The sequence below is a fragment of the Ectothiorhodospira sp. 9100 genome, from assembly GCF_022227565.1.
GTDB classification, from domain to species: Bacteria; Pseudomonadota; Gammaproteobacteria; order Ectothiorhodospirales; family Ectothiorhodospiraceae; genus Ectothiorhodospira; species Ectothiorhodospira marina.
The window spans coordinates 56,015-76,348 of the sequence record NZ_JAJNAN010000007.1 but is presented as its reverse complement, the minus strand read 5'-3'; the positions used below and the strand labels follow the sequence as shown (position 1 = coordinate 76,348).

Sequence of the window (20,334 nt, the reverse complement as noted above, 5' to 3'; positions counted from 1 at the left end):
ATTGAGGTGACATAATGGTAGCAGGTTGCCCGCCTCCCTTGTACGGGCGTGGCTTGATCCTGCTGCGGTCAAACGGACATCGGGACGACTGAATGAACTTCACTTTCCTGCATGCGGCGGACCTGCATGTGGACAGTCCGCTCAAGGGGCTGGACCGCTATGACGGGGCGCCGGTGGAGCGCTTGCGCAACGCCACGCGTGAGGCCCTGGAGGGGTTGGTGGCCATGGCCCTGGATGCCCGGGTGGATTTCCTGCTGCTGGCCGGCGATATCTATGATCGGGACTGGCAGGATTTTCACACCGGCCTCTTCTTCCGCGAGCAGATGGTGCGTCTTGAACGGGGCGGGGTTCGGGTCTTCATGGTGCAGGGCAATCATGATGCCCAGGGGGTGATCAGTCGCCAGTTACCTCTGCCCGAAAACGTGATTGTGTTTTCCAGTCGAACGGTACAGACGGTACAGCTGGAAGATCTGCCCGTGGCCCTCCATGGGCGCAGCTTTCCTGATCGCGCGGTGGATGAGGACTGGGTGCCCGAATATCCGGCGCCGGTGACGGGTTGCTTCAATATCGGGCTGTTGCATACCAGTCTGAGTGGACGCGCAGGCCATGATCGCTATGCCCCTACCGAGGTGACGGCGCTGACGGCCAAGGGCTACGACTACTGGGCCCTGGGGCACGTGCACCATCGTGAGGTGGTGTGTGAAAGCCCGCGCATCGTTTTCCCAGGCAATTTGCAGGGCCGCCATGCCAACGAGATTGGCCCCAAGGGCTGCGATCTGGTGCGGGTGACCCCGGCGGGGATTCAGTCCGAATTCATGCCCCTGGATGTGGTGCGCTGGCATCGACTCGAACTGGATATCACTGATGTGGAGGATGTTGCTCACTTTGTGCGCCGGATCACGCGGGCACTGGATGAGGTGCTGGAAGGAGATCTGCAGCGTCTGCATGCGGTGCGTGTGCACCTGACCGGAACAAGTGCCCTGAGAGACCTGGAGGCACGTCAGCCGGGCACGCTGGAGGCACAGGTGCGTGCCGCTGCGCAGGATCTGGACGGACCCCAGGTATGGGTGGAGCAGGTGCGTGTGCGCCTGGCTCGCCCACTGGAGCGGACGCAGGTGGCAGCAAGGGATGACGCAGTGGGCGAGTTGCTGCGTCTGGTGGATGCAATGATGGAAAATCCGGACGAGGCGGCCCAGTTCCTTCAACAGCCGCTTGCGAGTCTCCTGGATAAACTCCCCAGCGAATTGGACCTTCTGGACGGGGTGGACCTGCGGGATGCCCAGCAGATGCGCGATCTGCTGCTGGATGCCGAATCCACTGTGCTGGCACGGCTGAGTGATGAAGGGCAGGGCGCATCGTGAAACTCATTCGGCTGGATCTTCAGGCCTTTGGGCCATTTACCGATACCCGGATCGTCTTTGGCGAAGCAGACGATGGGCAGGACGCCAATGGGCTTCACCTGATCCATGGCCCCAACGAGGCCGGCAAATCCTCAGCACTGCGAGCCATGACCGATCTGCGCTTTGGCATCCCCGAGCGCAGCCGAGACAACTTCGTTCATGATTTTAAACGGCTGCGCATTGCCGGGATGTTTGTGGATGCTCGGAGGCAGCCTGTCTATCTGGTGCGTCGCAAGGGGCGTGGTGTGACCCTGCACCGGCCGGATACGAAAGAGACCCCCCTGACCGATGCCCCCGCCGCCACGCCGGAGCAGGAGCAGCAACTCACCGGCGGGCTGACCCGAGAGGCATTCGAGGCCATGTTCGGTCTGGATCACCTGCGATTGCGCGAGGGTGGGAACCGTTTACTCAAGGGAGAGGGGGAATTGGGGTCTGCCCTGTTCGAGGCCAGTGCCGGTACCCGAGGTATCGCCAGCATTCTTGAGGCCCTGGATGCGGATGCCAAAGGCCTTTTCAGTCCACACTCGCGTGCCACCCAGGCCGTGATCAATGAGGCCCGAACGACCCTGGAGGCGCAGCGCAAAGTTCACAGGGAGGCGCTGACGCGACCTGCCCAGTGGCAGTCCCTGGAGCGCGCCCACCAGCAGGCTCTGGAAGAACTCACCACCCTGGAAACCCGGCGGGAGGAGGCCCAGCGCCATGAACGGGACCTGGCCGCCCTGCGCACCGTGGCGCCGCTCCTGGAAGAGTTGGACCGGTTGCGCAAGGAACTGACGTCACTGGACGCCATCCCCGATCTGGCGGCAGAGGCCCGCGAGGAACGCCTGGCTGCTCAGCAGGCCCGCAGCCGCGCCCAGCAGGATCTGCGGGATGCCGAGGCCCAATGGCAGGAATGCGAGCGCCGATTGCAGGCCCAGGTGATTGAAATGCCCTTGTTGGCGCATGCGGCCAGCATTGAGCGTTTGTCCGGGCGCCTGGAGACGGTGACCGAGGCCCGGGTGGAGCTGCATCGTCAACAGGCTCGCGTGGAGCAGTTGGATGTGCGTCTGGCTGAACAGGTCCATCGCTTGGGGAGCGAGGCCGATGTGAAGCGATTGCTGAAAAACCTGCCCTCAGCGGCGGATCGGGCCGGTCTGGAGGCTGATCTCAATGCGTTGGCAGTGATCGGACCTCGCCTGGAGGACCGCCGGGCTCGCCTCGAGGCGCTGGAGGCTGCCGAGCGGGAAGCCCGGGATGACGCGCTCGAACCCGAGGTGGCGGCCAGTGAAAATCTTGCACAGGCCTTGCATCAGGCCCGGGCTCTCGGAGAGATGACCACGGATGCCCAGGCCCTGGAACGGGATCAGGACGATCTGCGTAGCCAGGTGCAGCAGCATCTGATCGACCTGGGCCAGACGAATCTTCAGGCCGTGCGGGAAATTCAGCCCCTGATGCAGGCTCAGCTGGACGAAACCCGGGATGCCATGGATGCGGTGGACGATACCTTGCGGGGGCTGAAGGAGGAGGCGACCCGACTGCAGCGGGATAGGCAGGAACAATCCCGGCAACTGGAACAGCTGACAGCCGGGGGGCGGGTGGTGACCCTGGATACCCTGCGTGAGGCTCGGGCATGGCGCGATGCCTTGTGGTCGCGTCTGCGGCAGGTCTATGTGGCGGGTGAAGGAACGCCTGAGAGCGCAATCAATGATCTTGATCTCGCTCGTCCCTTGCCGGAAAGCTTCGAGGCGGCCCAGGTGCAGGCTGATCATCAGGCCGATCAGCTCAGGGAAAATGCCGGTCAAGCAGCCCGGATCCAGGAGTGTCAGAGCAGGCTCAAGGCGATGGAGGAACGCCACCAGGAGATCCAGGCCCAGCATATGCAGGGGGTGCGGGAGCATGAGGCATTGAGAGAGCAGTGGCGGGCGCGCCTGCATGCCCAGGGGTTGCCGGATCTGTCGCCCGATGCCCTGGGCCAATGGCAGGGGCGCCGCGAGGCCCTGCTGGAACTGTCAAGACGCCTGGAAAGGCTGGAGCGCGACAAGTCAGCACGCCATGAGCAGCGTCGACAGGCCGTTGAGGCATTGAGGCAGGCGTTGACTGCCGTGGGCGAGCGACCGGCTGGAACTGATCTTGCCACCCTGATCGAGCAGGCCGGCGCCTGGGAACGTCAGGCCACTGCCGCGCAGGGGCGTCGTCAGGAACGGGAACACCATGCAAGGCTGCGGCAAAAGGATCGGGCCGCATTGATTCGGGAAATCGAGGTCATGAAGCAGGAGTGGCAGGCCCGCTCCCGGTCCGTGGCAGCCTGGCATGATCGTCTCGGGCTGCCTGTGGAGGCGGTGCCGACGGCAGTGCGAGCACGCCTGGAGGAGTTGGATGCCCTGGAGGCTTTGCGTGTCGAGCGAGAGGATCTTCTCGCCGCTCAAGCACGTCAGCAGTCGCTGGTGCGTGATTTCCAGGATCAGGTGGCCACCCTGGCGGATTTGCTGGGTGAGCCACCGCCCGGTTCACCCGATGACTATACGGGGCAGCTACAGACAAGGCTGCGGGTTGCCCGGGAGCGGGATCATCAGCGGGCCATGGGGCTTCAGGAGCAGAGCGCGGCAGCCGCTTCCCGGGCCCGAGCCCGGGAAGCACTCGACATCCAGGCCGGAGTGCTTGAGACCCTGTGTCAGACCGCAGGGGTGGCCGTTGAGGAGGATCTGCCCGAGATCGAGGCCAGAGCGGATCGCAAGCGCCAGGTGCGCAGGGTACTGGAAGAGCGGCAGCGGCAGCTCACCCAGGCATCCAGCCAGTCAGAGGCGGAGCTGCGCAAGCGCCTTGAGGGGCTGGATGTAATCGCGATCGAGGCGGATCAGGCCCGTTGTCAGGCGGACATCGAGCGTCTGGGGCAGAGGGTTGCCGAGGCCCGCAGGGTGGAAGAGCGCACCCGTAGGGATCTGGAAGCCGTGGATACCTCCGATGAGGCAGCCCAGGCTCGGGAGGCAATGGAATCAGCTGCTGCGCGCATCCAGGGAGCCATCCGTCCCTGGATGCGCCTGCGGCTGGCCCATGCATTGCTTCAGGAGGCCCTCAAACACTTCCGTCAGCGTTCCCAGGCGCCCATGGTGGCGTCAGCCTCGAAGTATCTGGCACTGATGACGGGAGGGCGCTACACGCACCTGGAGGCCGACGAGTCCCAGGACGTGCCCGTACTGAAGGCCATGCGGGATGACGGCAATCTGATCGGCGTGGATGCCATGAGTGAGGGCACCCGGGACCAGCTTTACCTGGCATTGCGTCTGGCGGCCCTGGAGTTGCGGCGAGCCTCTCACCCCGGCATGCCGCTGATCCTCGATGATGTGCTCATGACTTCTGACGATGTTCGCGCCGGCCTGATCCTGCAGGCGTTGGCGCAGTTCGCCGGAGCGGGGCAGGTGATGCTGTTCACCCATCACAGACATTTGCTGGAGGTGGCCCGAGGGGCAGTGGATGCCCATGCTCTGCGCATCCATGAACTGGGGATGGAGCGTTGCGCGGGTTGACGTTCCCACAGCAAAGCCCGCATAATTCAACACCTTTTTGGCGCCCGTGCGCCAAACGTACCGAGCAATGGTGACCTGCACCGGTCCCCTCGCGACAACAAGCTGTGAACCCCGCCAGGCCCGGAAGGGAGCAACGGTAGCAGTGGACTTGGGCGCCGGGGTGTGGCTGGTGTGGGTTGCCACCCTTTCGAGGCCATGCCGGGCTTGGCACTCTTCAGCGACCCGTAACGAGATCCATGAGCTATCAGGTCCTGGCCCGCAAATGGCGTCCCCGCACCTTCGAACAACTGGTGGGTCAGCCCCATGTGGTGCGTGCCCTCTCCAACGCCCTGCGCAAAGACCGTCTTCATCACGCCTACCTGTTCACTGGCACCCGCGGCGTGGGCAAGACGACGATCGCCCGCGTTCTGGCCAAATGCCTCAACTGCGAGACGGGCATCACGGCTGAGCCCTGCGGTCAATGCAGCGCCTGCCGTGAGATCGACGAAGGCCGCTTTGTCGATCTGATCGAGGTGGATGCCGCCTCCCGCACTCGGGTGGAGGACACCCGGGATCTGCTGGAAAACGTGCCCTATGCGCCGACCCGTGGCCGCTTCAAGGTCTACCTGGTGGATGAGGTGCACATGCTCTCCACCCATAGTTTCAACGCCCTGCTCAAGACGCTGGAAGAGCCCCCGCCCCACGTCAAGTTCCTGCTGGCCACCACGGATCCGCAAAAGCTCCCGGTCACCGTGCTTTCCCGTTGCCTGCAGTTCAATCTCAAGGCCATGCCGCCGGAGATGATCCAGGGTCATCTGCTCCAGTTGCTGGAACGTGAAGGCATCGAGGCGGAGCCTGCTGCAGTGATGCAGGTGGCGCGTGCTGCCTCGGGCAGTATGCGTGACGCACTGAGCCTGCTGGATCAGGCCATTGGTTTTGGTGGCGGTGCGCTGCGCGAGGCCGAGGTGCTGGATATGCTCGGGGCGATCTCCCGGGATCATCTAAAGCGGCTTCTGCAGGCCCTGGCCGAGGGCGATGCCCGTGAGTTGTTGGCGGCGGTGGAGGCGCTCTCGGAGCAGGCCCCGGATTATGCGGCGGTACTGGGAGAGGTGATGACCCTGTTGCATCATCTGGCCCTCGTTCAGCAGGTGCCCGAGGTGGCGGACAGTCTGCCCGATGAGCCATCCATGCTCAGGGAACTGGCGGCGCGCCTGTCGCCCGAAGATGTTCAATTGTTCTACCAGGTGGCCCTGATCGGGCGCCGGGACCTGCCGTTGGCGCCGGAGCCCCGCGCCGGGATGGAAATGGTGTTGTTGCGCATGTTGGCGTTCCGGCCGGTGGAGGCCCAGCAGCCGAAGGCCGCGATCACTCAATCCCCCTCGTCCGCACCTGCTGGCGATCGCTCGACGCCGGCTCCAAAGGCCGCCCCCAGGCCTGCTGCGCCGCCTTCTGCCCCTTCCGCGCCCCCTGTGGACACTTCGGTTCCGGCTGCCGGGAGTGGGAATCTGGATTGGCCGCAACTGGCTGCCAGCCTCGGACTGGGGGGGATCCCGGGTCAGTTGGCCAGCCATTGCGCGCTGTTGCGTTACGAGGAGGGGGAGCTGGTCCTGGGTTTGGCACGCCAGCATGACAACTTCAGGACAACCAAGGCTCAGGACAAGCTGCAGGAAGCGCTACGCCGGCACTTGGGCGAAGAGGTGAAACTCACCATCCAGGTAGGCGATACCCAGGGGGAAACGCCGGCCGCCATGGCCGCGCGTCGGGAGTCCGACCGCCAGCGGGCGGCCGAGCAATCCATTGAAGAGGATCAGTGGGCGCAGGGGTTGAAAGATCAGTTTGATGCTGAGCTGATCCCGGGTTCCGTGCGGCCACGCGATCGGCAGTAATGCCCGACCCGCTCCAGATCATGAATTCGGGTTGGCGAGGATGTTTCATTGACCCCGAGGCGATACACTAGGCCTCTTGATTCCACTGACGTTTGTAAGGTGAAGATATGCTGAAAGGCGGACTTGGCAATTTGATGAAGCAGGCCCAGAAGATGCAGGAAGACATGGCCAAGGCTCAGGCCGAGCTGGCCGAGATGGAAGTGACCGGTGAGTCCGGTGGCGGCCTGGTGAACGTGATCATGACCGGCAAGCACGCCGTGCGCAAGGTCAGCATCGACCCCAGCCTGCTGGAAGATGACCGTGACATGCTCGAGGACCTGCTGACCGCCGCCATGAATGACGCCGTGCAGAAGGTGGAAGACATGACCCGGGAACACATGGGTAATCTGACTCAGGGCATGGGTCTGCCCCCGGGCTTCAAGATGCCGTTCTGAGTCCTCCGTGGCCGAGACCTCCCTGCTGGAGCGCCTGGTGGAGGGCTTGAGATGCCTCCCCGGCGTGGGCCCGAAATCCGCTCAGCGCATGGCATTGCATGTGCTGGAGCGGGATCGCGAGGGGGCCCTGCGCCTGGCCGCCGTGCTGCGCGAGGCTGTGGAACGGATTGGACACTGCCGGGTGTGTCGCACCCTCACCGAACATGAGGTGTGTCACCTGTGCGCCGATTCGAGGCGTGACCGGCAGGTGATGTGCGTGGTGGAAGCACCCGCGGATGTGCTGGCCATTGAGCAGGCCACTGGCTTTCGCGGTCAGTATCATGTCCTGCTGGGCCAGTTATCTCCCCTGGACGGGGTGGGGCCCGAGGAGCTGGGGCTGGATCAGTTGGAGGCCCGCCTGAGTGAAGGGGAGGTCGCCGAGCTGATCCTGGCCACGGGCAGCACTGTGGAGGGCGAGGTGACAGCCCACTACATCAGCGAGATGGCCCGGTCCCGGGGTATCCGTACTACCCGGATCGCCCACGGCATCCCCCTGGGGGGGGAACTGGAATACGTGGATCGCGGCACCCTGTCACATGCCTTTGACGGGCGCCGGGATTACTGAAAGAGCGGACACGCTATCCGCCTGAATCTGCCATGGTGAATGCATGACCGACTGTATCTTTTGCAAGATTGCCCAAGGATCCATCCCCGCCGACAAGGTGTATGAGGATGAGCAGGTGGTGGCCTTCCGTGATCTCAATCCGCAAGCCCCGGTGCATGTGCTGTTGATACCGCGCAAGCATATTGCCACCTTGAACGACATCACCGATGAAGACAGTGCCCTCATCGGGCGGCTGCAGTGGGTGGCTACACACCTGGCGCGACAGGAGGGGATTGCCGAGGATGGCTATCGAACCGTGATGAACTGCAATGCAGACGGTGGCCAGTCCGTCTATCATCTGCACATGCACCTTCTGGGGGGGCGCCAGATGGAGTGGCCCCCAGGCTGATTGCACACCGAGGATTGCCGGAATGAACAAGTCGTCTCTCTCAACTCTATGCCTGGGTGTGTTGCTGTGGTGCCCTGCGGGTGTGAGTGCGGATGAGGCGGTGCACCCGGCCCTTTCCCCGGGGGTCAGCCTGGCTCAGTGGGATGTCCCCAGCGCCTGGGGTCTCGAGTCAGAGGTGGGTCCGCGCTTCAGCGTCGGGCCCTATTGGGAGAATTTCCTTACCCAGGGGAACGGACACCTCACAGCCCTGGACGGCCGCCTGTTCCGCGAGCGCCTGGATTATGACCTGCGTCGACAGACCGACCATGTGCCGGTACCCACGGGTCGCATGACGGGGACTGGGATGGAGGCCGTGGGCGGTTACCAACTGGGCTATGTGGCGGATCGGGTACGTTATGACCTGGTGATGGGGGTGGGCTACGACCGCGTTCGTCAGGCCTGGAACCAGGGCATCCAGAGCGCTGGCGGGGTCGATGCCTTCCAGGATGAATTGCATCCGGTGTTTTACACTCGAATTGGTGCTGGCCCGGTCTTTGAAACGGAACAGTGGCGGGGCCGTCTTCACATGGGTCTGAAGTATCCCCTGGATCTGGATGAGGAACTGGATCTGGCCTCCCTGATGTTTGGTCAGGACCCGGCGCATATGTCCCAGTATCACTCTGGAAGCTTCGTGAACTTCAGTAATCTCTTCCTGGTGGGGGGGAGCGAATTCCGTCTGGACTTCTATTATGATCGGTATCGGTTGTCATCCCCGGGCTTTGGGGGCGGTGGCCTCGAAGCATCCGGGCTGGATTGCGTCGACTGCAGCACCGGATCCTCACAGAGCAATGTGGAAATCTTCGGTATCGAGATGGGCATGAATTTCTGAATCCGACGCCCGCTCGCCGTCTTCTTACCCCGGCAGCAAACTCCGATAACTCTCATATCGTCGCGGGCTGATGCGGCCGGCCTTCACTGCTTCGAGAACGGCGCAACCCGGCTCCACCGTGTGACTGCAGTCCTGAAAGCGACATTCCCCGGCCAGATTTCGAAGCTCCACAAAGCCTTGCACCAGCGCCTCCCGGGAGGCTGGCCCCGGCGTGAAGTCACGGACGCCAGGGGAGTCGATCAGGGTTCCACCGCAGGCCAGGGGATACAGCGTGGCATTGGTGGTGGTATGTCGCCCCCCTTCACCCCCCATCTCGGAGAGGGCCCCGATGCGGATCTCCAGGTCCGGGAGCAGGGCCTTGACCAGGGATGACTTGCCCACGCCGGACTGCCCCACCAGAACGCTGACACCCGTCGACAGCGTGGCGCGGAGAACCTCCATGCCGTGGTTGTGTGGCACGCTGGCGTGTATGACCTCGTAACCCAGATCCCGATACTCCGCCAGGGGAGGAGGCAGTGGGGTCCCGGCAGGCATCAGGTCCACCTTGTTGAACAGGATCACTCCCCGAGCCGGCATGCGCTCAATCGCCGCCAGATAGCGGTCCACCAGCGACCAGTTGGGTGCCGGAGCCGGTGCGATGACCACGACCACCTGATCCAGGTTGGCAGCCACGCTCTTGGGAGTGCCGCGGGGATCGACCCGCTCCAGCAGGTTGGAACGGGGCAGAATGTCGGTGACCACGGCGTGTCCCTGGGCATCCCGATGCCACTGCACCCGGTCGTTGCACACGCCATTTTCCAGGCGCCGACGGGTTGTGCAGCGGTGGACCGTTCCCTGGTCGTCTTCCACCAGTACCTGTGATCCGAAGCGGGTGACCACTCTGCCGGCCATGGATTGGGTCATTGCGTGTCCCGTGGGTTGTCTATGTGTGCAGCAATTGATCCACCTTGGCGGCACAGATGAAGTCGTTTTCCGACAGGCCGCCAATGGCGTGGGTGGCAAAATCCACCCGGCATTGATTGTAACTGACGGCCATGTCCGGGTGATGATCCTGTTGGTGGGCAATCCAGGCCACGGCATTCACGAAGGCCATGGTTTCATGGTAGTTGCGAAAGCGTACGGTGCGACTCAATGTCGTAGCGTCGTCGGATAACTGCCAGTCGCTGGCAAGCTTTTCCATCAAGCCCTTGGCCGCCCCCTCATCAAGAGGGGAAGCTCCACCTTCGCAGGGCAGGCATTGTTTCTGACTCAGTGATTCGTTCATGCAACCTCCCACGGCGGCGCTGGCCGCCTCGAAAATGCGCGTCTCTACAGTGTAGACTGTGCCACAGACGTCATGTTCGAACAAAAAAGGAACCCCATGAACCCGCACCCGGATAACCTGGTCTGGATTGACCTTGAGATGACCGGTCTGGACCCTCAGTCCGACTACATCATCGAGATTGCCACCATCGTCACGGACAAGGAGCTCAATATCCTGGCTGAGGGGCCGGTCATCGCCGTCCATCAAAATGAGGAGATCCTCGGTGGCCTGGACGACTGGAACCACAGTACCCACAGCCGTTCCGGCCTCCTGCAGCGGGTGCGAAGCAGCATGTACAACGAGGTGGATGCCGAACAGGCCACCTTGCGTTTCCTGAAGGATTACGTGCCGCCCCGAACGTCACCCATGTGCGGCAACACCATCTGCCAGGACAGGCGTTTCCTGTATCGGTGCATGCCGGATCTGGAAGCCTTCTTCCATTACCGAAATCTGGACGTGAGCACGCTCAAGGAACTGGCCCGGCGCTGGGCGCCAGGTGTGCTCAACACGTTGTCCAAGGATGCGACCCATCAAGCGCTACAGGATATCCGGGACTCCATCACCGAGTTGCGCCACTACCGGGAGCATCTGCTCAAGGTGTAGTCAGGCTCAGGGCTCGATGGGAGTGTCCGGGCAGTTGCCCCAGTCGGACCAGCTTCCCGGATAGCCGCGTACCTTCTCGAATCCCAGGTGTCTCAGCACCACCCAGGTGTAGGCAGAGCGATGATGGCTGTGGCAGTAGGTGACAATTTCCTTGTCACGGGTGATCCCCAGGGTGCCCAGTTCCTGCAGCAGGGCCCTTTGCGGGCGGAGTTGGCGATCCTTGTTCGGATCCATGGCCTGGGTCCATTCGTACGAAACGGCGCCGGGGATGTGCCCGCCGCGTTTGGCCCGGACGTCCCGGCCATCGAATTCCTCTGGGCTTCGGGCGTCCAGGAAGGCCACCTGGGGGGTGTTCAGATGTTCAATGATCCACTCGCGATCCGCCACGTGGGACATGTCGAATCCACTCACCGAGTAGTGACCCGGGTCGATGCTCGGCTCCTGAGTGGTGACCGGCATATTCTCCCGTCGCCAGCCGTCCAGGCCCCCATCCAGTAGCGAAAGTCGCTCATGCCCTGCCACCGCCAGCGTCCACAGCAGGCGTGAGGCCTTGCCTCCCCCCTCGTCGTCATAAGCCACCACGTGGCTACCCCGGTGGATGCCCAGTGCCCTGAACAACCGTTCCAGGTCATCGGGTTCGGGAATCATGCCCATGGCCGGCGGATCATTGCGTAACAGGCGGGCGTATTCCAGATGTACCGCGGCGGGAAGATGTCCCTGCGCGTAACAGTCGGCGTCACTCACATCAATGAGTCTCAGGGTGGTGTCCTGGAGTCGGGCCTCCAGGGCACGGGCGTCGATGATCAATGGTGTCTCCGTAGGCATCGTCGATTCCTCGAGAAGGTCGCGCATGGGGTCAGTCCAACCCGTGGTTGGCCCCCGGGGTCAGCAGGGTGGGAATGCCATCCAGAGACGGGTCGGTGTCCGGGTAGTCGATGGTGTAGTGAAGGCCTCGGCTTTCCCGGCGGGCGAGGGCACTGCGGATGATGATTTCCGCCACCACCGCCAGGTTACGCAGTTCGATCAGGTCGTTACTCACCCGGAAGTTGCTGTAATACTCGTGAATTTCACCCTGCAGCAATTCAATGCGGCGCTGGGCGCGTTGCAGGCGCTTGCTGGAACGCACGATGCCGACATAGTCCCACATGAAGCGTCGCAATTCGTCCCAGTTGTGTGAGACCACCACCTCCTCGTCGGAATTGGTCACCCGACTCTCATCCCAGGGAGGAATCTCGCGAGAAGGCATGACCTGCCCGGAGTGTTCGAGAATATCCTGAGCGGCGGAGCGTGCGAAGACCAGGCATTCCAGTAGCGAATTGCTGGCCATGCGGTTGGCCCCGTGCAGGCCTGTATAGGCCACTTCGCCGATGGCATACAAGCCGTCCAGGTCTGTGCGTGCACTGAGGTCGGTGACCACCCCGCCGCAGGTGTAATGGGCGGCGGGCACGATCGGCAGTGGGTCGCGGGTCATGTCAAAGCCGTATTCCAGGCAGCGCCCGTGGATGGTGGGGAAGTGCTCCTTGATGAAGTCGGCCGGCTTGTGGGATATGTCCAGGAAGAGGCAGTCCGCACCCAGACGCTTCATTTCGTGGTCAATGGCCCGAGCAACGATATCCCTCGGAGCCAGTTCGGCACGGGCGTCGAACTGGTGCATGAAGGGCTCGCCGCTGGGCAGCAGCAGGCGTCCACCCTCACCGCGCACCGCCTCGGAGATGAGAAAGGACTTGGCCTTGGGGTGGAACAGGCAGGTGGGGTGAAACTGCATGAATTCCATGTTGGCGACCCGGCAGCCGGCCCGCCAGGCCATGGCGATGCCATCGCCTGTGGAGCCGTCCGGGTTGCTGCTGTACAGATAGACCTTGCTGGCGCCGCCAGTGGCCAGCACGACGGCAGCGGCATCAAAGATCTCCACCTGCTGGGCCTCCAGATCAAGCACATAGGCGCCCAGGCAGCGTTGGCCGGGCAGCCCCAGTTTGGCGCTGGTGATCAGGTCGACAGCGATATGGTGTTCGAATAGCTGGATATTGTCGTGACGGCGCACCTGGTCCACCAGGGTGGATTCGATGGCCTGGCCGGTGGCATCGGCAGCATGCACCACGCGACGGTGGCTGTGCCCCCCTTCACGGGTCAAGTGCAGTTGTACGCGGCCGTCCTGGGTGGGTTCGCGGGTGAAGGGCACGCCCAGATCCAGCAGCCACTGGATGCTCTGGGGGCCGTTTTCCACCGTATGACGCACCGCCTTTTCATCACACAGGCCCGCGCCGGCCCCCAGGGTGTCGCGCACATGGGCGTCAATGGAGTCCTGCTGATCGAGTACGGCTGATACGCCGCCCTGGGCATAGAGGGTGCTGCCCTCGGTGATCGGCCCCTTGCTCAGCACGGCCACCTGGCGCTCGGTGGCCAGATGAAGTGCCAGGCTCAGTCCGGCCGCGCCACTGCCGATGATCAGGATATCCGCTGATTGGCGCTTGGGCCCCTGGGTACCTTCCTGCATGGATCTACAGCCTCGCGTAAGATGTCTGCCTCGTTCGATTCATCTGGGGGCACCGCGCACTTCCGGGCGTACGGGGAGTGCTCGACTTCGTCGGAACCCGTATCCGGGTGTTGGAGCGCCGCGCAGGGCTTGCTTGAGGCGGTATTGTTATCTGGGTTATTTTGTCACAGTTTTTTGCGCTGTCACACGTGCCGGGGGGTGGGCTTAAAAATTGACCTATGCCAAGTGTTTGCGGGAAGAGGCCTGCAGATGGGGAAGAGTTTCACCCATTTGCCAGAACTTAAAAAGGGTTTTCATGTCCATCGCAGTTAGGGTACAGGAGGTGCCCTCAAAGGGGGAGTGCCCGCATGGGCAATAAAGTTACCGACGAGGAATTGGTCAGGCGTGTTCAGGCCGGGGACAAGAAGGCATTCGATGTGCTGGTTCTGAAGTACCAGCACAAGATCGTCAATCTGGTCTCGCGCTACGTGCATGACCCCTCCACGGCACTGGACGTGGCCCAGGAAGCCTTCATCAAGGCCTATCGGGGCCTGGCCAACTTCCGTGGAGAGAGTGCTTTTTACACATGGCTGTATCGGATCGCGATCAACACCGCAAAGAATTATCTGGTATCGCAAAGTCGCAGAACGCCAGATTTCGAGGTGGATGCCCAGGATGCCGAGCAGATGGGCGGTGAGTCGGCTCTCAAGGAATATGCAACCCCGGAAGGGGAAATGATGTCCGATGAGATACGCGCAGCCGTTCAGGAAGCCATCGGCGGTCTTCCGGAAGATCTGAAAATCGCCATTACGCTTCGTGAACTGGAGGGCATGAGTTATGAGGAGATCGCGCAGACCATGGGGTGCCCCATCGGGACGGTGCGCTCCCGGATTTTCAGGGCCCGTGAGGCGATCGACCGAACCTTGCGGCCTTTGCTGGATTAAAGCTCTACATAAGCGAGAAGTCACATGACAGCCACTAAAGAGGAAAGACTCTCTGCACTGGTCGATGACGAGGCCAATGCATTCGAGCTCCGCCGGTTGGTGGACGAGATGGAGAAACACCCGGAGGACAGGGCCCAGTGGGGTCGTTACCACCTCATCGGGGACGTCATGCGCGGTAACACCTTGTGTGCCCCTGCGGGTTTCAGCGAACGGGTCATGCAGGCCATAGAGGAAGAGCCCGCTCCCGCGGTTTCGCCCTGGGCCAGGCACGGCTGGATGTTGCGCCCGGTGGCCGGCATGGGCATGGCGGCAGCCGTGGCCGTGGCGGTGCTGGTGGGTGTGCAGAACTTCACCGGGGACGGCAGCGATCCTGGGGCGGCTGAGCCGGCAATGGCGAGCGGCGAGTCAGGCATGCGATCGGTGCAGCTCGGAGAGGGCCAGGCGTCGCGCTATCAGTCCGTATTCCCGTCAAACGCCCGTGGCACCCAGGTTCAGCACTCTCCGGTCGAGATCGGTGGTCAGCGGGCCCTGCGCATTGATATGGGTGACGCGCGTTTCAACAGTTACCTGATCAATCACGCAGAATCGACGGTCGGGGCGGGTGCGTTCCCCCAGACGCGGAATGTGGGTTACGGCGCCTCGGGTGAATGATCCCATGATGCGTTGGCTCCCAGCCTCCCTGGTGATGGCCATGTTGCTGGTCTCGGCAATGGCCGCTGCGTCCGAAACAGGGGCCGACGCATTGATCGGGAAGATGGTTGGGGCGGTGGATCGGTTGAACTACGAAGGGGTTTTCGTGTTCGCCCGGGACGGTCACATGGAAACGATGCATATTCTGCACAGCCGGAACGAGCAGGGCTCTCGCGAACGTTTGACCGCCCTTACCGGTGAGCCTCGTGAGGTGATCAAGGATGACCAATCCATCACCTGCATTCGGGCGGACGGGGGCTCGGTGTGCATGGAGCCGCGCAAGACCCTGCTGGGCATGCCGGGCATGAGTCCTTTGCAGGACGGAACAAACGGCTTGCGCGACAACTATCGCCTGGGCGTGGGCGGCTCCCAGAGGATTGCCGGTCTTTCCTGTCGTGAAGTGACCATCCTCCCCAGGGATGCACTGCGTTACGGTCATCTCCTGTGCATACACGAAGATTCGGGCATGCTCCTCAAGGCGCAACTCCAGGGGCAGGAGGGTGTTGTGCTTGAGCAGTTCATGTTTACTCATATTGAATTCCCCGACTCCCTGGACGAAGAGCGCTTTGAGCCAGCGATCCAGGGGGAGGGGTTCAGTGTACAGCGCATGGAGGAGGCGCGTGCCGAGCGGGAGTTCATGGAACCTGACCCCCACTGGCATCTACGCAATCTGCCTGAGGGCTTTCGTGTCACCAAGGTGCGTAAACGCACCATGGAAGCCAACCCCCATCCGGTGCAACACATGCTGCTATCCGATGGCATGGCCACGGTATCGGTGTTCATCGCCCAGGCTGAGCGCCCCGATGACCTCCTGATGGGAGTGACGCGCTCGGGCGCGCTGCATGCAGCGGCCAGACCGGTGGGAGATTACCAGATCACCGTATTGGGTGAGGTGCCTGCCGCCACGGTACGCCTGATTGCCGAATCCGTCGTCCACGAGGAAAGCCCGTGATAGAAGAGACTGCCCGCGTGATTGCCGTGGATGAGCCGGGTTTTGCCTGGGTGGATACCCAGCGCAAGACGGCGTGTGGCTCCTGTGCTGTGGCCAGTGGTTGTGGCACCAGCGTCATCGCCAAATTATTCAGCGGTCAGCGGACTCAGGTCCGGGTGATCGACCCCCTGGGCGTCGAGTTGGGCGAGCAGGTGATGGTGGGCATTGAGGAATCGGCGCTGGTGCGCGGGTCCCTGGCGGTGTATATCCTGCCCTTGCTCACCATGCTCGTCGCTGCCTTGGTGGCCCAGGCATTGTGGTCGGGTGCTGGTGAACTTCCTGTGGTGCTTGCCGGTCTGTTGGGACTGGGTGGTGGCCTGGGTCTACTGGCCCTGTATACGCGAAGGATTCGTCGTGATCCCCGTTTTCAGCCCGTGGTGGTTCGCCGCCTGGGTCAGCCGATCATACCCATGGACGGTGTGCTGGCGCCTTGATCCGGCAACCCCCCATCCGCAATCAATCCACCGCAATTCAATCCACGGATCGACCTGCGAGCGCATGTTCATGATGCCGAACACTGGTTTCAAACAACTTTTCACTCTGCTTCTGGCCACGGTGCTGTTGCTTTCAGTGACCGGAACTGCCCAGTCCAGGAGCCTTCCCGACTTCGTGCCGTTGGCGGAGGCCAATAGCCCGGCCGTTGTGAATATCAGCACCTCGCGCACAGTAGAAAGGCAGATGGGGCCGGGGCATCCCCCCATCGATCTGCCCGAAGGTTTTCCCGAGGACGGACCTTTCGGGGATCTGTTGCGCCGCTTCTTCGGTGAGGGCGGGCAGGGGGTACCCCGGCGCGGATTTGACTCCCGCTCTCTGGGGTCGGGTTTCATTATTTCCGATGATGGCTACGTGGTGACCAATCACCACGTGGTAAAGGATGCCGATCAGATCGAGGTGCGACTCAGCGACCGGCGCACCTTTGAGGCAGAATTGGTGGGCTCCGACGCCCGCACCGATGTGGCCTTGCTGCGGATTGACGCAAAGGATCTGCCTACCCTGGAGCTTGGCGACTCTCAGGACCTGAAGGTGGGAGAGTGGGTATTGGCCATCGGATCTCCCTTCGGGTTCGATCATTCGGTGACGGCCGGCATCATCAGTGCCAAGGGACGTAGCCTGCCCACCGAGAATTATGTCCCGTTCCTTCAGACTGACGTGGCCATCAATCCGGGTAACTCCGGCGGCCCGCTGTTCAACCTGGATGGAGAAGTGGTGGGCATCAACTCCCAGATTTACAGCCGGACTGGCGGTTTCATGGGCTTGTCGTTTGCCATCCCCATCGAGGTGGCCATGGATGTGGTGGATCAATTGAGGGAAACAGGGGCAGTCAGCCGGGGCTGGCTGGGTGTAATGATCCAGGAGGTCACGCGCGATCTGGCCGACTCCTTTGGCATGGATCGCCCCATGGGCGCCTTGGTGGCTCGGGTCCTGCCTGACAGCCCTGCGGAGGCGGCCGGCCTCCGGAGCGGTGATGTGATCGTGGGCTTCGACGGCAAGGAAGTACCCCGGTCGTCCGCGCTGCCACCCATTGTCAGCCGCTTCCCCATCGGTGATACCGCTCAGGTGGATATCCTGCGTGACGGTGAGCCCAAGACCCTCCCCGTGACCATCGCCAAGTTGCCCGAGGATGACTCGGCTCGCGAGCGTTCCAGTGCTCCTGCCGCGCCACCGTCGTTGGCCATGGAGATGTTTGGCATGGAAGTGGGGCCGGTCCCCGATGAGATCCGTGAGGCGCTGGACCTTCCGGAAGGGGGCGTCCTGGTGAAGGAATTGGGCCAGGGGACCGCCCAGCGGGCGGGTATCCGGCCCGGAGATGTGTTGTTGATGATCAACAGTCATGCCCTGGAGTCCCCGGAGCAGATGTTCCAGGTGCTCGAGGAACTTCCCGCGGGTCGCTCTGCGCGGGTGCTGGTGCAGCGAAGCCAGGGCCCTATCTGGATGCCACTGGAAGTGCCCGAGTGAGTCCATGGCAACCCAGGTGACTGTCTATCATCGTGAGGGTTGTCATCTTTGCGATCGCATGTTCGATGAGCTTCGTTCGTTACAGCACCGGCTGGACTTTCATGTCCAGCCGGTGGATATCGACGAAGATCCCGCATTGAGGGCGCGTTTCAACGTCAAGGTGCCCGTGCTGGCAGTGGAGGATGAGATCCTCTGCTGCCATGTCCTGGATGTGCCGGGCTTTGAACGGGCGCTGGAGCCGGACTGATCCCCCCCGTTGCTGTTCCTGTCTCGGCCGAGTCTGTACAATGCGCGCAACCCATCTGGCTGCACCCGCCACGGGCCCAGGATTCTGGGGCACGGGCGGGTGCGCATCATTTCGAGCATCGCCCCATGAGCAGTCGTCCCCCGATCAACGATAAACAGCAGCGCATACGGAATTTTTCCATCATTGCCCATATCGACCACGGTAAGTCCACCCTGGCCGATCGCTTCATTCAGGAATGTGGTGGGCTGACCCAGCGGGAGATGGCGGAGCAGGTTCTGGACTCCATGGACCTGGAGCGGGAACGGGGCATCACGATCAAGGCGCAAAGCGTGTCGCTGTTCTACAAGGCTCGGGATGGCCAGGAATATCAACTGAACTTCATCGATACTCCGGGGCACGTGGACTTTTCCTATGAGGTCTCCCGGTCCCTGTATGCCTGTGAGGGCGCCCTGCTGGTGGTGGATGCCTCTCAGGGAGTCGAGGCGCAGAGCGTGGCCAATTGCTACACTGCCATCGATCAGGAGCTGGAAGTGGTGCCGGTACTCAACAAGATCGATCTGCCCGCCGCCGAGCCTGAGCGCGTGGCTCACGAGATCGAGGAAATCATCGGCATCGAGGCACAGAATGCCGTGCGGGTGAGCGCCAAGACCGGCGAGGGTGTCTCGGATCTCCTGGAAGCCCTGGTGGCTCGGATCCCGCCACCCCAGGGAAGCGCGGATGGCCCCTTGAAGGCCCTGATCATCGATTCATGGTTCGATAACTACATGGGCGTGGTGGCACTGGTACGCGTCAAGCAGGGCAGTATCCGGCCGAAGCAGAAGATCATGGCCATGTCCACGGGGCGCAACCACCTGGTGGACAAGGTGGGGGTGTTCAACCCCAAGCCCACCCCTTGCGATGAACTGGGTGTGGGGCAGGTGGGTTTTGTCATCGCCACCATCAAGGACATCACCGGCGCCAAGGTGGGGGATACCCTGACCAGCGCTGATCACCCGGCCGATTCCCCCTTGCCAGGCTTCAAGGAGGTTCAGCCCCGGGTGTTCGCGGGCATCTTTCCGGTCAGCGCCGACGACTTCAATGATTTGCGGGATGCCTTGGACAAGCTCCGCCTCAATGATGCTTCACTGCACTATGAGCCCGAGACCTCCCAGGCCCTGGGCTTCGGCTTTCGTTGCGGCTTCCTGGGCATGCTTCACATGGAGATCATCCAGGAACGTCTGGAGCGGGAATACGACCTGGATCTGATCACCACGGCGCCCACCGTGATCTACGAGGTGGAAACCACCAGCGGTGAGGTGATGACGATTCACAATCCTTCACAGCTGCCACCGGTCAATGAGTTGGCCGAGATCCGCGAACCCATCATCAGCGCCAACATCCTGCTGCCCCAGGATTATGTGGGCGCGGTCATCACCCTGTGCGTGGAAAAACGGGGTGTGCAGACGCGCATGCAGTACCTGGGTAAACAGGTTTCACTGGGCTACGACATGCCCATGTCGGAAGTGGTACTGGACTTCTTTGACCGGCTCAAGTCGGTCAGCCGTGGCTATGCCTCTTTTGACTATGAACTGAAGAGCTTTGAGGCGGCCCCATTGGTGAAGGTGGATGTGCTCATCAATGGCGAGCGTGTGGATGCCCTTTCCATGATTACCCATCGGGATCAGGCCCAGAGCCGCGGGCGGGATCTCACTGAGCGCATGGCCAAACTGATTCCCCGGCAGATGTTCGAGGTGGCCATCCAGGCTGCCATCGGGTCCAAGATCATTGCCCGCTCTTCCGTGAAGGCCTTGCGCAAGAACGTGACCGCCAAATGCTACGGGGGGGACGCCAGCCGCAAGCGCAAGCTGCTGGAAAAGCAGAAGGCGGGCAAGAAACGCATGAAGAATATCGGCCGTGTGGAGGTCCCCCAGGAGGCCTTCCTGGCCGTGCTGCAGGTGGACAACAAGGACTGATCCGGCACAAGCACTGCGTGTTTTATCCGGAAATATCCAGGGCGCCTGGCGTCTTTATCATCAATAACAAACAACGGCACGCTGACGCCGCAGGGTGACCGGAGACTGGGGCT

19 protein-coding genes and 1 other RNA gene are annotated in these 20,334 nt (G+C 62.3%); 16 read left to right on the top strand and 4 right to left on the bottom strand.

All coding sequences use genetic code 11. The features are described from left to right. Positions 1–92 precede the first annotated feature (92 nt). The 8 genes from LPW29_RS03965 (at position 93) to LPW29_RS03930 (ending at position 9,062) form a co-directional block, all read left to right on the top strand. Complete coding sequence (locus LPW29_RS03965; RefSeq protein ID WP_238626958.1) at positions 93–1,361, top strand: metallophosphoesterase family protein; 1,269 nt, start codon at positions 93–95, stop codon at positions 1,359–1,361. Further along, on the top strand, positions 1,358–4,903 hold the full coding sequence (locus LPW29_RS03960; protein ID WP_238626957.1) for an ATP-binding protein: 3,546 nt from the start codon (positions 1,358–1,360) through the stop codon (positions 4,901–4,903). Before LPW29_RS03965 ends, LPW29_RS03960 begins: the two co-directional genes overlap by 4 nt. A 78-nt stretch (positions 4,904–4,981) precedes the next feature. After that, an RNA gene (ffs, locus tag LPW29_RS03955) (signal recognition particle sRNA small type) lies at positions 4,982–5,078 on the top strand. Positions 5,079–5,139: 61 nt separating this feature from the next. Then, positions 5,140–6,768 (top strand): DNA polymerase III subunit gamma/tau, encoded by a 1,629-nt coding sequence (gene dnaX, locus LPW29_RS03950; RefSeq protein WP_238626956.1) that lies wholly within the window; start codon positions 5,140–5,142, stop codon positions 6,766–6,768. Between the two features lie 107 nt (positions 6,769–6,875). Next, positions 6,876–7,202, top strand: a complete 327-nt coding sequence (locus LPW29_RS03945) for a YbaB/EbfC family nucleoid-associated protein (protein ID WP_090252624.1) — start codon at positions 6,876–6,878, stop codon at positions 7,200–7,202. A 7-nt stretch (positions 7,203–7,209) separates the two neighbouring features. Continuing rightward, positions 7,210–7,806 carry a recombination mediator RecR gene (gene recR / locus LPW29_RS03940; RefSeq protein WP_090252627.1) on the top strand — a complete coding sequence of 199 codons (597 nt, stop codon included), beginning with the start codon at positions 7,210–7,212 and terminating at the stop codon, positions 7,804–7,806. A 43-nt stretch (positions 7,807–7,849) separates the two neighbouring features. Then, positions 7,850–8,194 (top strand): histidine triad nucleotide-binding protein, encoded by a 345-nt coding sequence (locus LPW29_RS03935; protein WP_090252631.1) that lies wholly within the window; start codon positions 7,850–7,852, stop codon positions 8,192–8,194. 22 nt (positions 8,195–8,216) lie between these two features. Beyond that, positions 8,217–9,062, top strand: a complete 846-nt coding sequence (locus tag LPW29_RS03930; RefSeq protein WP_143050441.1) for a hypothetical protein — start codon at positions 8,217–8,219, stop codon at positions 9,060–9,062. A 24-nt stretch (positions 9,063–9,086) separates the two neighbouring features. Here the strand turns inward: LPW29_RS03930 and rsgA are convergent, their stop codons facing one another. Continuing rightward, the gene (rsgA, locus tag LPW29_RS03925) at positions 9,087–9,965 is read right to left on the bottom strand and encodes a ribosome small subunit-dependent GTPase A (RefSeq protein ID WP_090252638.1); all 879 of its coding nucleotides are present in this window, start codon (positions 9,963–9,965) and stop codon (positions 9,087–9,089) included. 19 nt (positions 9,966–9,984) lie between these two features. Next, positions 9,985–10,326: a 4a-hydroxytetrahydrobiopterin dehydratase gene (locus tag LPW29_RS03920; protein ID WP_090252868.1), complete on the bottom strand. Its 342-nt coding sequence runs from the start codon at positions 10,324–10,326 to the stop codon at positions 9,985–9,987. 96 nt (positions 10,327–10,422) lie between these two features. Between LPW29_RS03920 and orn the strand changes: the two genes are divergently transcribed. Next, positions 10,423–10,968 carry an oligoribonuclease gene (orn, locus tag LPW29_RS03915; protein WP_090252640.1) on the top strand — a complete coding sequence of 182 codons (546 nt, stop codon included), beginning with the start codon at positions 10,423–10,425 and terminating at the stop codon, positions 10,966–10,968. Positions 10,969–10,974: 6 nt separating this feature from the next. Here orn and LPW29_RS03910 read toward each other — a convergent pair whose 3' ends face one another. Both LPW29_RS03910 and nadB read right to left on the bottom strand, forming a co-directional pair. After that, a complete protein-coding gene (locus LPW29_RS03910; protein ID WP_238626955.1) occupies positions 10,975–11,820 on the bottom strand; it encodes a sulfurtransferase in 846 nt (281 codons plus the stop codon). Positions 11,821–11,824: 4 nt separating this feature from the next. Further along, positions 11,825–13,462, bottom strand: a complete 1,638-nt coding sequence (gene nadB / locus LPW29_RS03905) for an L-aspartate oxidase (RefSeq protein ID WP_238626954.1) — start codon at positions 13,460–13,462, stop codon at positions 11,825–11,827. A 347-nt stretch (positions 13,463–13,809) separates the two neighbouring features. On the opposite strand from nadB, the gene rpoE reads away from it, so the two are divergent. From rpoE to lepA, 7 genes are all read left to right on the top strand, one after another. Then, positions 13,810–14,385, top strand: a complete 576-nt coding sequence (gene rpoE / locus LPW29_RS03900) for an RNA polymerase sigma factor RpoE (RefSeq protein ID WP_090252648.1) — start codon at positions 13,810–13,812, stop codon at positions 14,383–14,385. Between the two features lie 24 nt (positions 14,386–14,409). Then, positions 14,410–15,036 (top strand): sigma-E factor negative regulatory protein, encoded by a 627-nt coding sequence (locus LPW29_RS03895; RefSeq protein WP_238626953.1) that lies wholly within the window; start codon positions 14,410–14,412, stop codon positions 15,034–15,036. Between the two features lie 4 nt (positions 15,037–15,040). Beyond that, complete coding sequence (locus LPW29_RS03890) at positions 15,041–16,027, top strand: MucB/RseB C-terminal domain-containing protein (RefSeq protein ID WP_238626952.1); 987 nt, start codon at positions 15,041–15,043, stop codon at positions 16,025–16,027. Beyond that, positions 16,024–16,500 (top strand): SoxR reducing system RseC family protein, encoded by a 477-nt coding sequence (locus LPW29_RS03885; protein ID WP_090252655.1) that lies wholly within the window; start codon positions 16,024–16,026, stop codon positions 16,498–16,500. Before LPW29_RS03890 ends, LPW29_RS03885 begins: the two co-directional genes overlap by 4 nt. A gap of 70 nt (positions 16,501–16,570) precedes the next feature. Further along, the gene (locus LPW29_RS03880; RefSeq protein ID WP_238626951.1) at positions 16,571–18,022 is read left to right on the top strand and encodes a DegQ family serine endoprotease; all 1,452 of its coding nucleotides are present in this window, start codon (positions 16,571–16,573) and stop codon (positions 18,020–18,022) included. 4 nt (positions 18,023–18,026) lie between these two features. Further along, positions 18,027–18,269 carry a glutaredoxin family protein gene (locus tag LPW29_RS03875; protein ID WP_090252657.1) on the top strand — a complete coding sequence of 81 codons (243 nt, stop codon included), beginning with the start codon at positions 18,027–18,029 and terminating at the stop codon, positions 18,267–18,269. A 125-nt stretch (positions 18,270–18,394) separates the two neighbouring features. Beyond that, complete coding sequence (gene lepA, locus LPW29_RS03870; RefSeq protein WP_090252874.1) at positions 18,395–20,221, top strand: translation elongation factor 4; 1,827 nt, start codon at positions 18,395–18,397, stop codon at positions 20,219–20,221. Positions 20,222–20,334 lie beyond the last annotated feature (113 nt).

Bases quoted from the DNA above. Each gene is read 5' to 3' on its own strand.
- LPW29_RS03965 (WP_238626958.1), top strand. From the start codon at position 93: ATGAACTTCACTTTCCTGCATGCGGCGGACCTGCATGTGGACAGTCCG.
- dnaX (WP_238626956.1), top strand. From the start codon at position 5,140: ATGAGCTATCAGGTCCTGGCCCGCAAATGGCGTCCCCGCACCTTCGAA.
- LPW29_RS03945 (WP_090252624.1), top strand. From the start codon at position 6,876: ATGCTGAAAGGCGGACTTGGCAATTTGATGAAGCAGGCCCAGAAGATG.
- LPW29_RS03935 (WP_090252631.1), top strand. From the start codon at position 7,850: ATGACCGACTGTATCTTTTGCAAGATTGCCCAAGGATCCATCCCCGCC.
- LPW29_RS03930 (WP_143050441.1), top strand. From the start codon at position 8,217: ATGAACAAGTCGTCTCTCTCAACTCTATGCCTGGGTGTGTTGCTGTGG.
- rsgA (WP_090252638.1), bottom strand. From the start codon at position 9,965: ATGACCCAATCCATGGCCGGCAGAGTGGTCACCCGCTTCGGATCACAG.
- LPW29_RS03920 (WP_090252868.1), bottom strand. From the start codon at position 10,326: ATGAACGAATCACTGAGTCAGAAACAATGCCTGCCCTGCGAAGGTGGA.
- orn (WP_090252640.1), top strand. From the start codon at position 10,423: ATGAACCCGCACCCGGATAACCTGGTCTGGATTGACCTTGAGATGACC.
- LPW29_RS03910 (WP_238626955.1), bottom strand. From the start codon at position 11,820: ATGCGCGACCTTCTCGAGGAATCGACGATGCCTACGGAGACACCATTG.
- nadB (WP_238626954.1), bottom strand. From the start codon at position 13,462: ATGCAGGAAGGTACCCAGGGGCCCAAGCGCCAATCAGCGGATATCCTG.
- rpoE (WP_090252648.1), top strand. From the start codon at position 13,810: ATGGGCAATAAAGTTACCGACGAGGAATTGGTCAGGCGTGTTCAGGCC.
- LPW29_RS03895 (WP_238626953.1), top strand. From the start codon at position 14,410: ATGACAGCCACTAAAGAGGAAAGACTCTCTGCACTGGTCGATGACGAG.
- LPW29_RS03890 (WP_238626952.1), top strand. From the start codon at position 15,041: ATGATGCGTTGGCTCCCAGCCTCCCTGGTGATGGCCATGTTGCTGGTC.
- LPW29_RS03880 (WP_238626951.1), top strand. From the start codon at position 16,571: ATGATGCCGAACACTGGTTTCAAACAACTTTTCACTCTGCTTCTGGCC.
- LPW29_RS03875 (WP_090252657.1), top strand. From the start codon at position 18,027: ATGGCAACCCAGGTGACTGTCTATCATCGTGAGGGTTGTCATCTTTGC.
- lepA (WP_090252874.1), top strand. From the start codon at position 18,395: ATGAGCAGTCGTCCCCCGATCAACGATAAACAGCAGCGCATACGGAAT.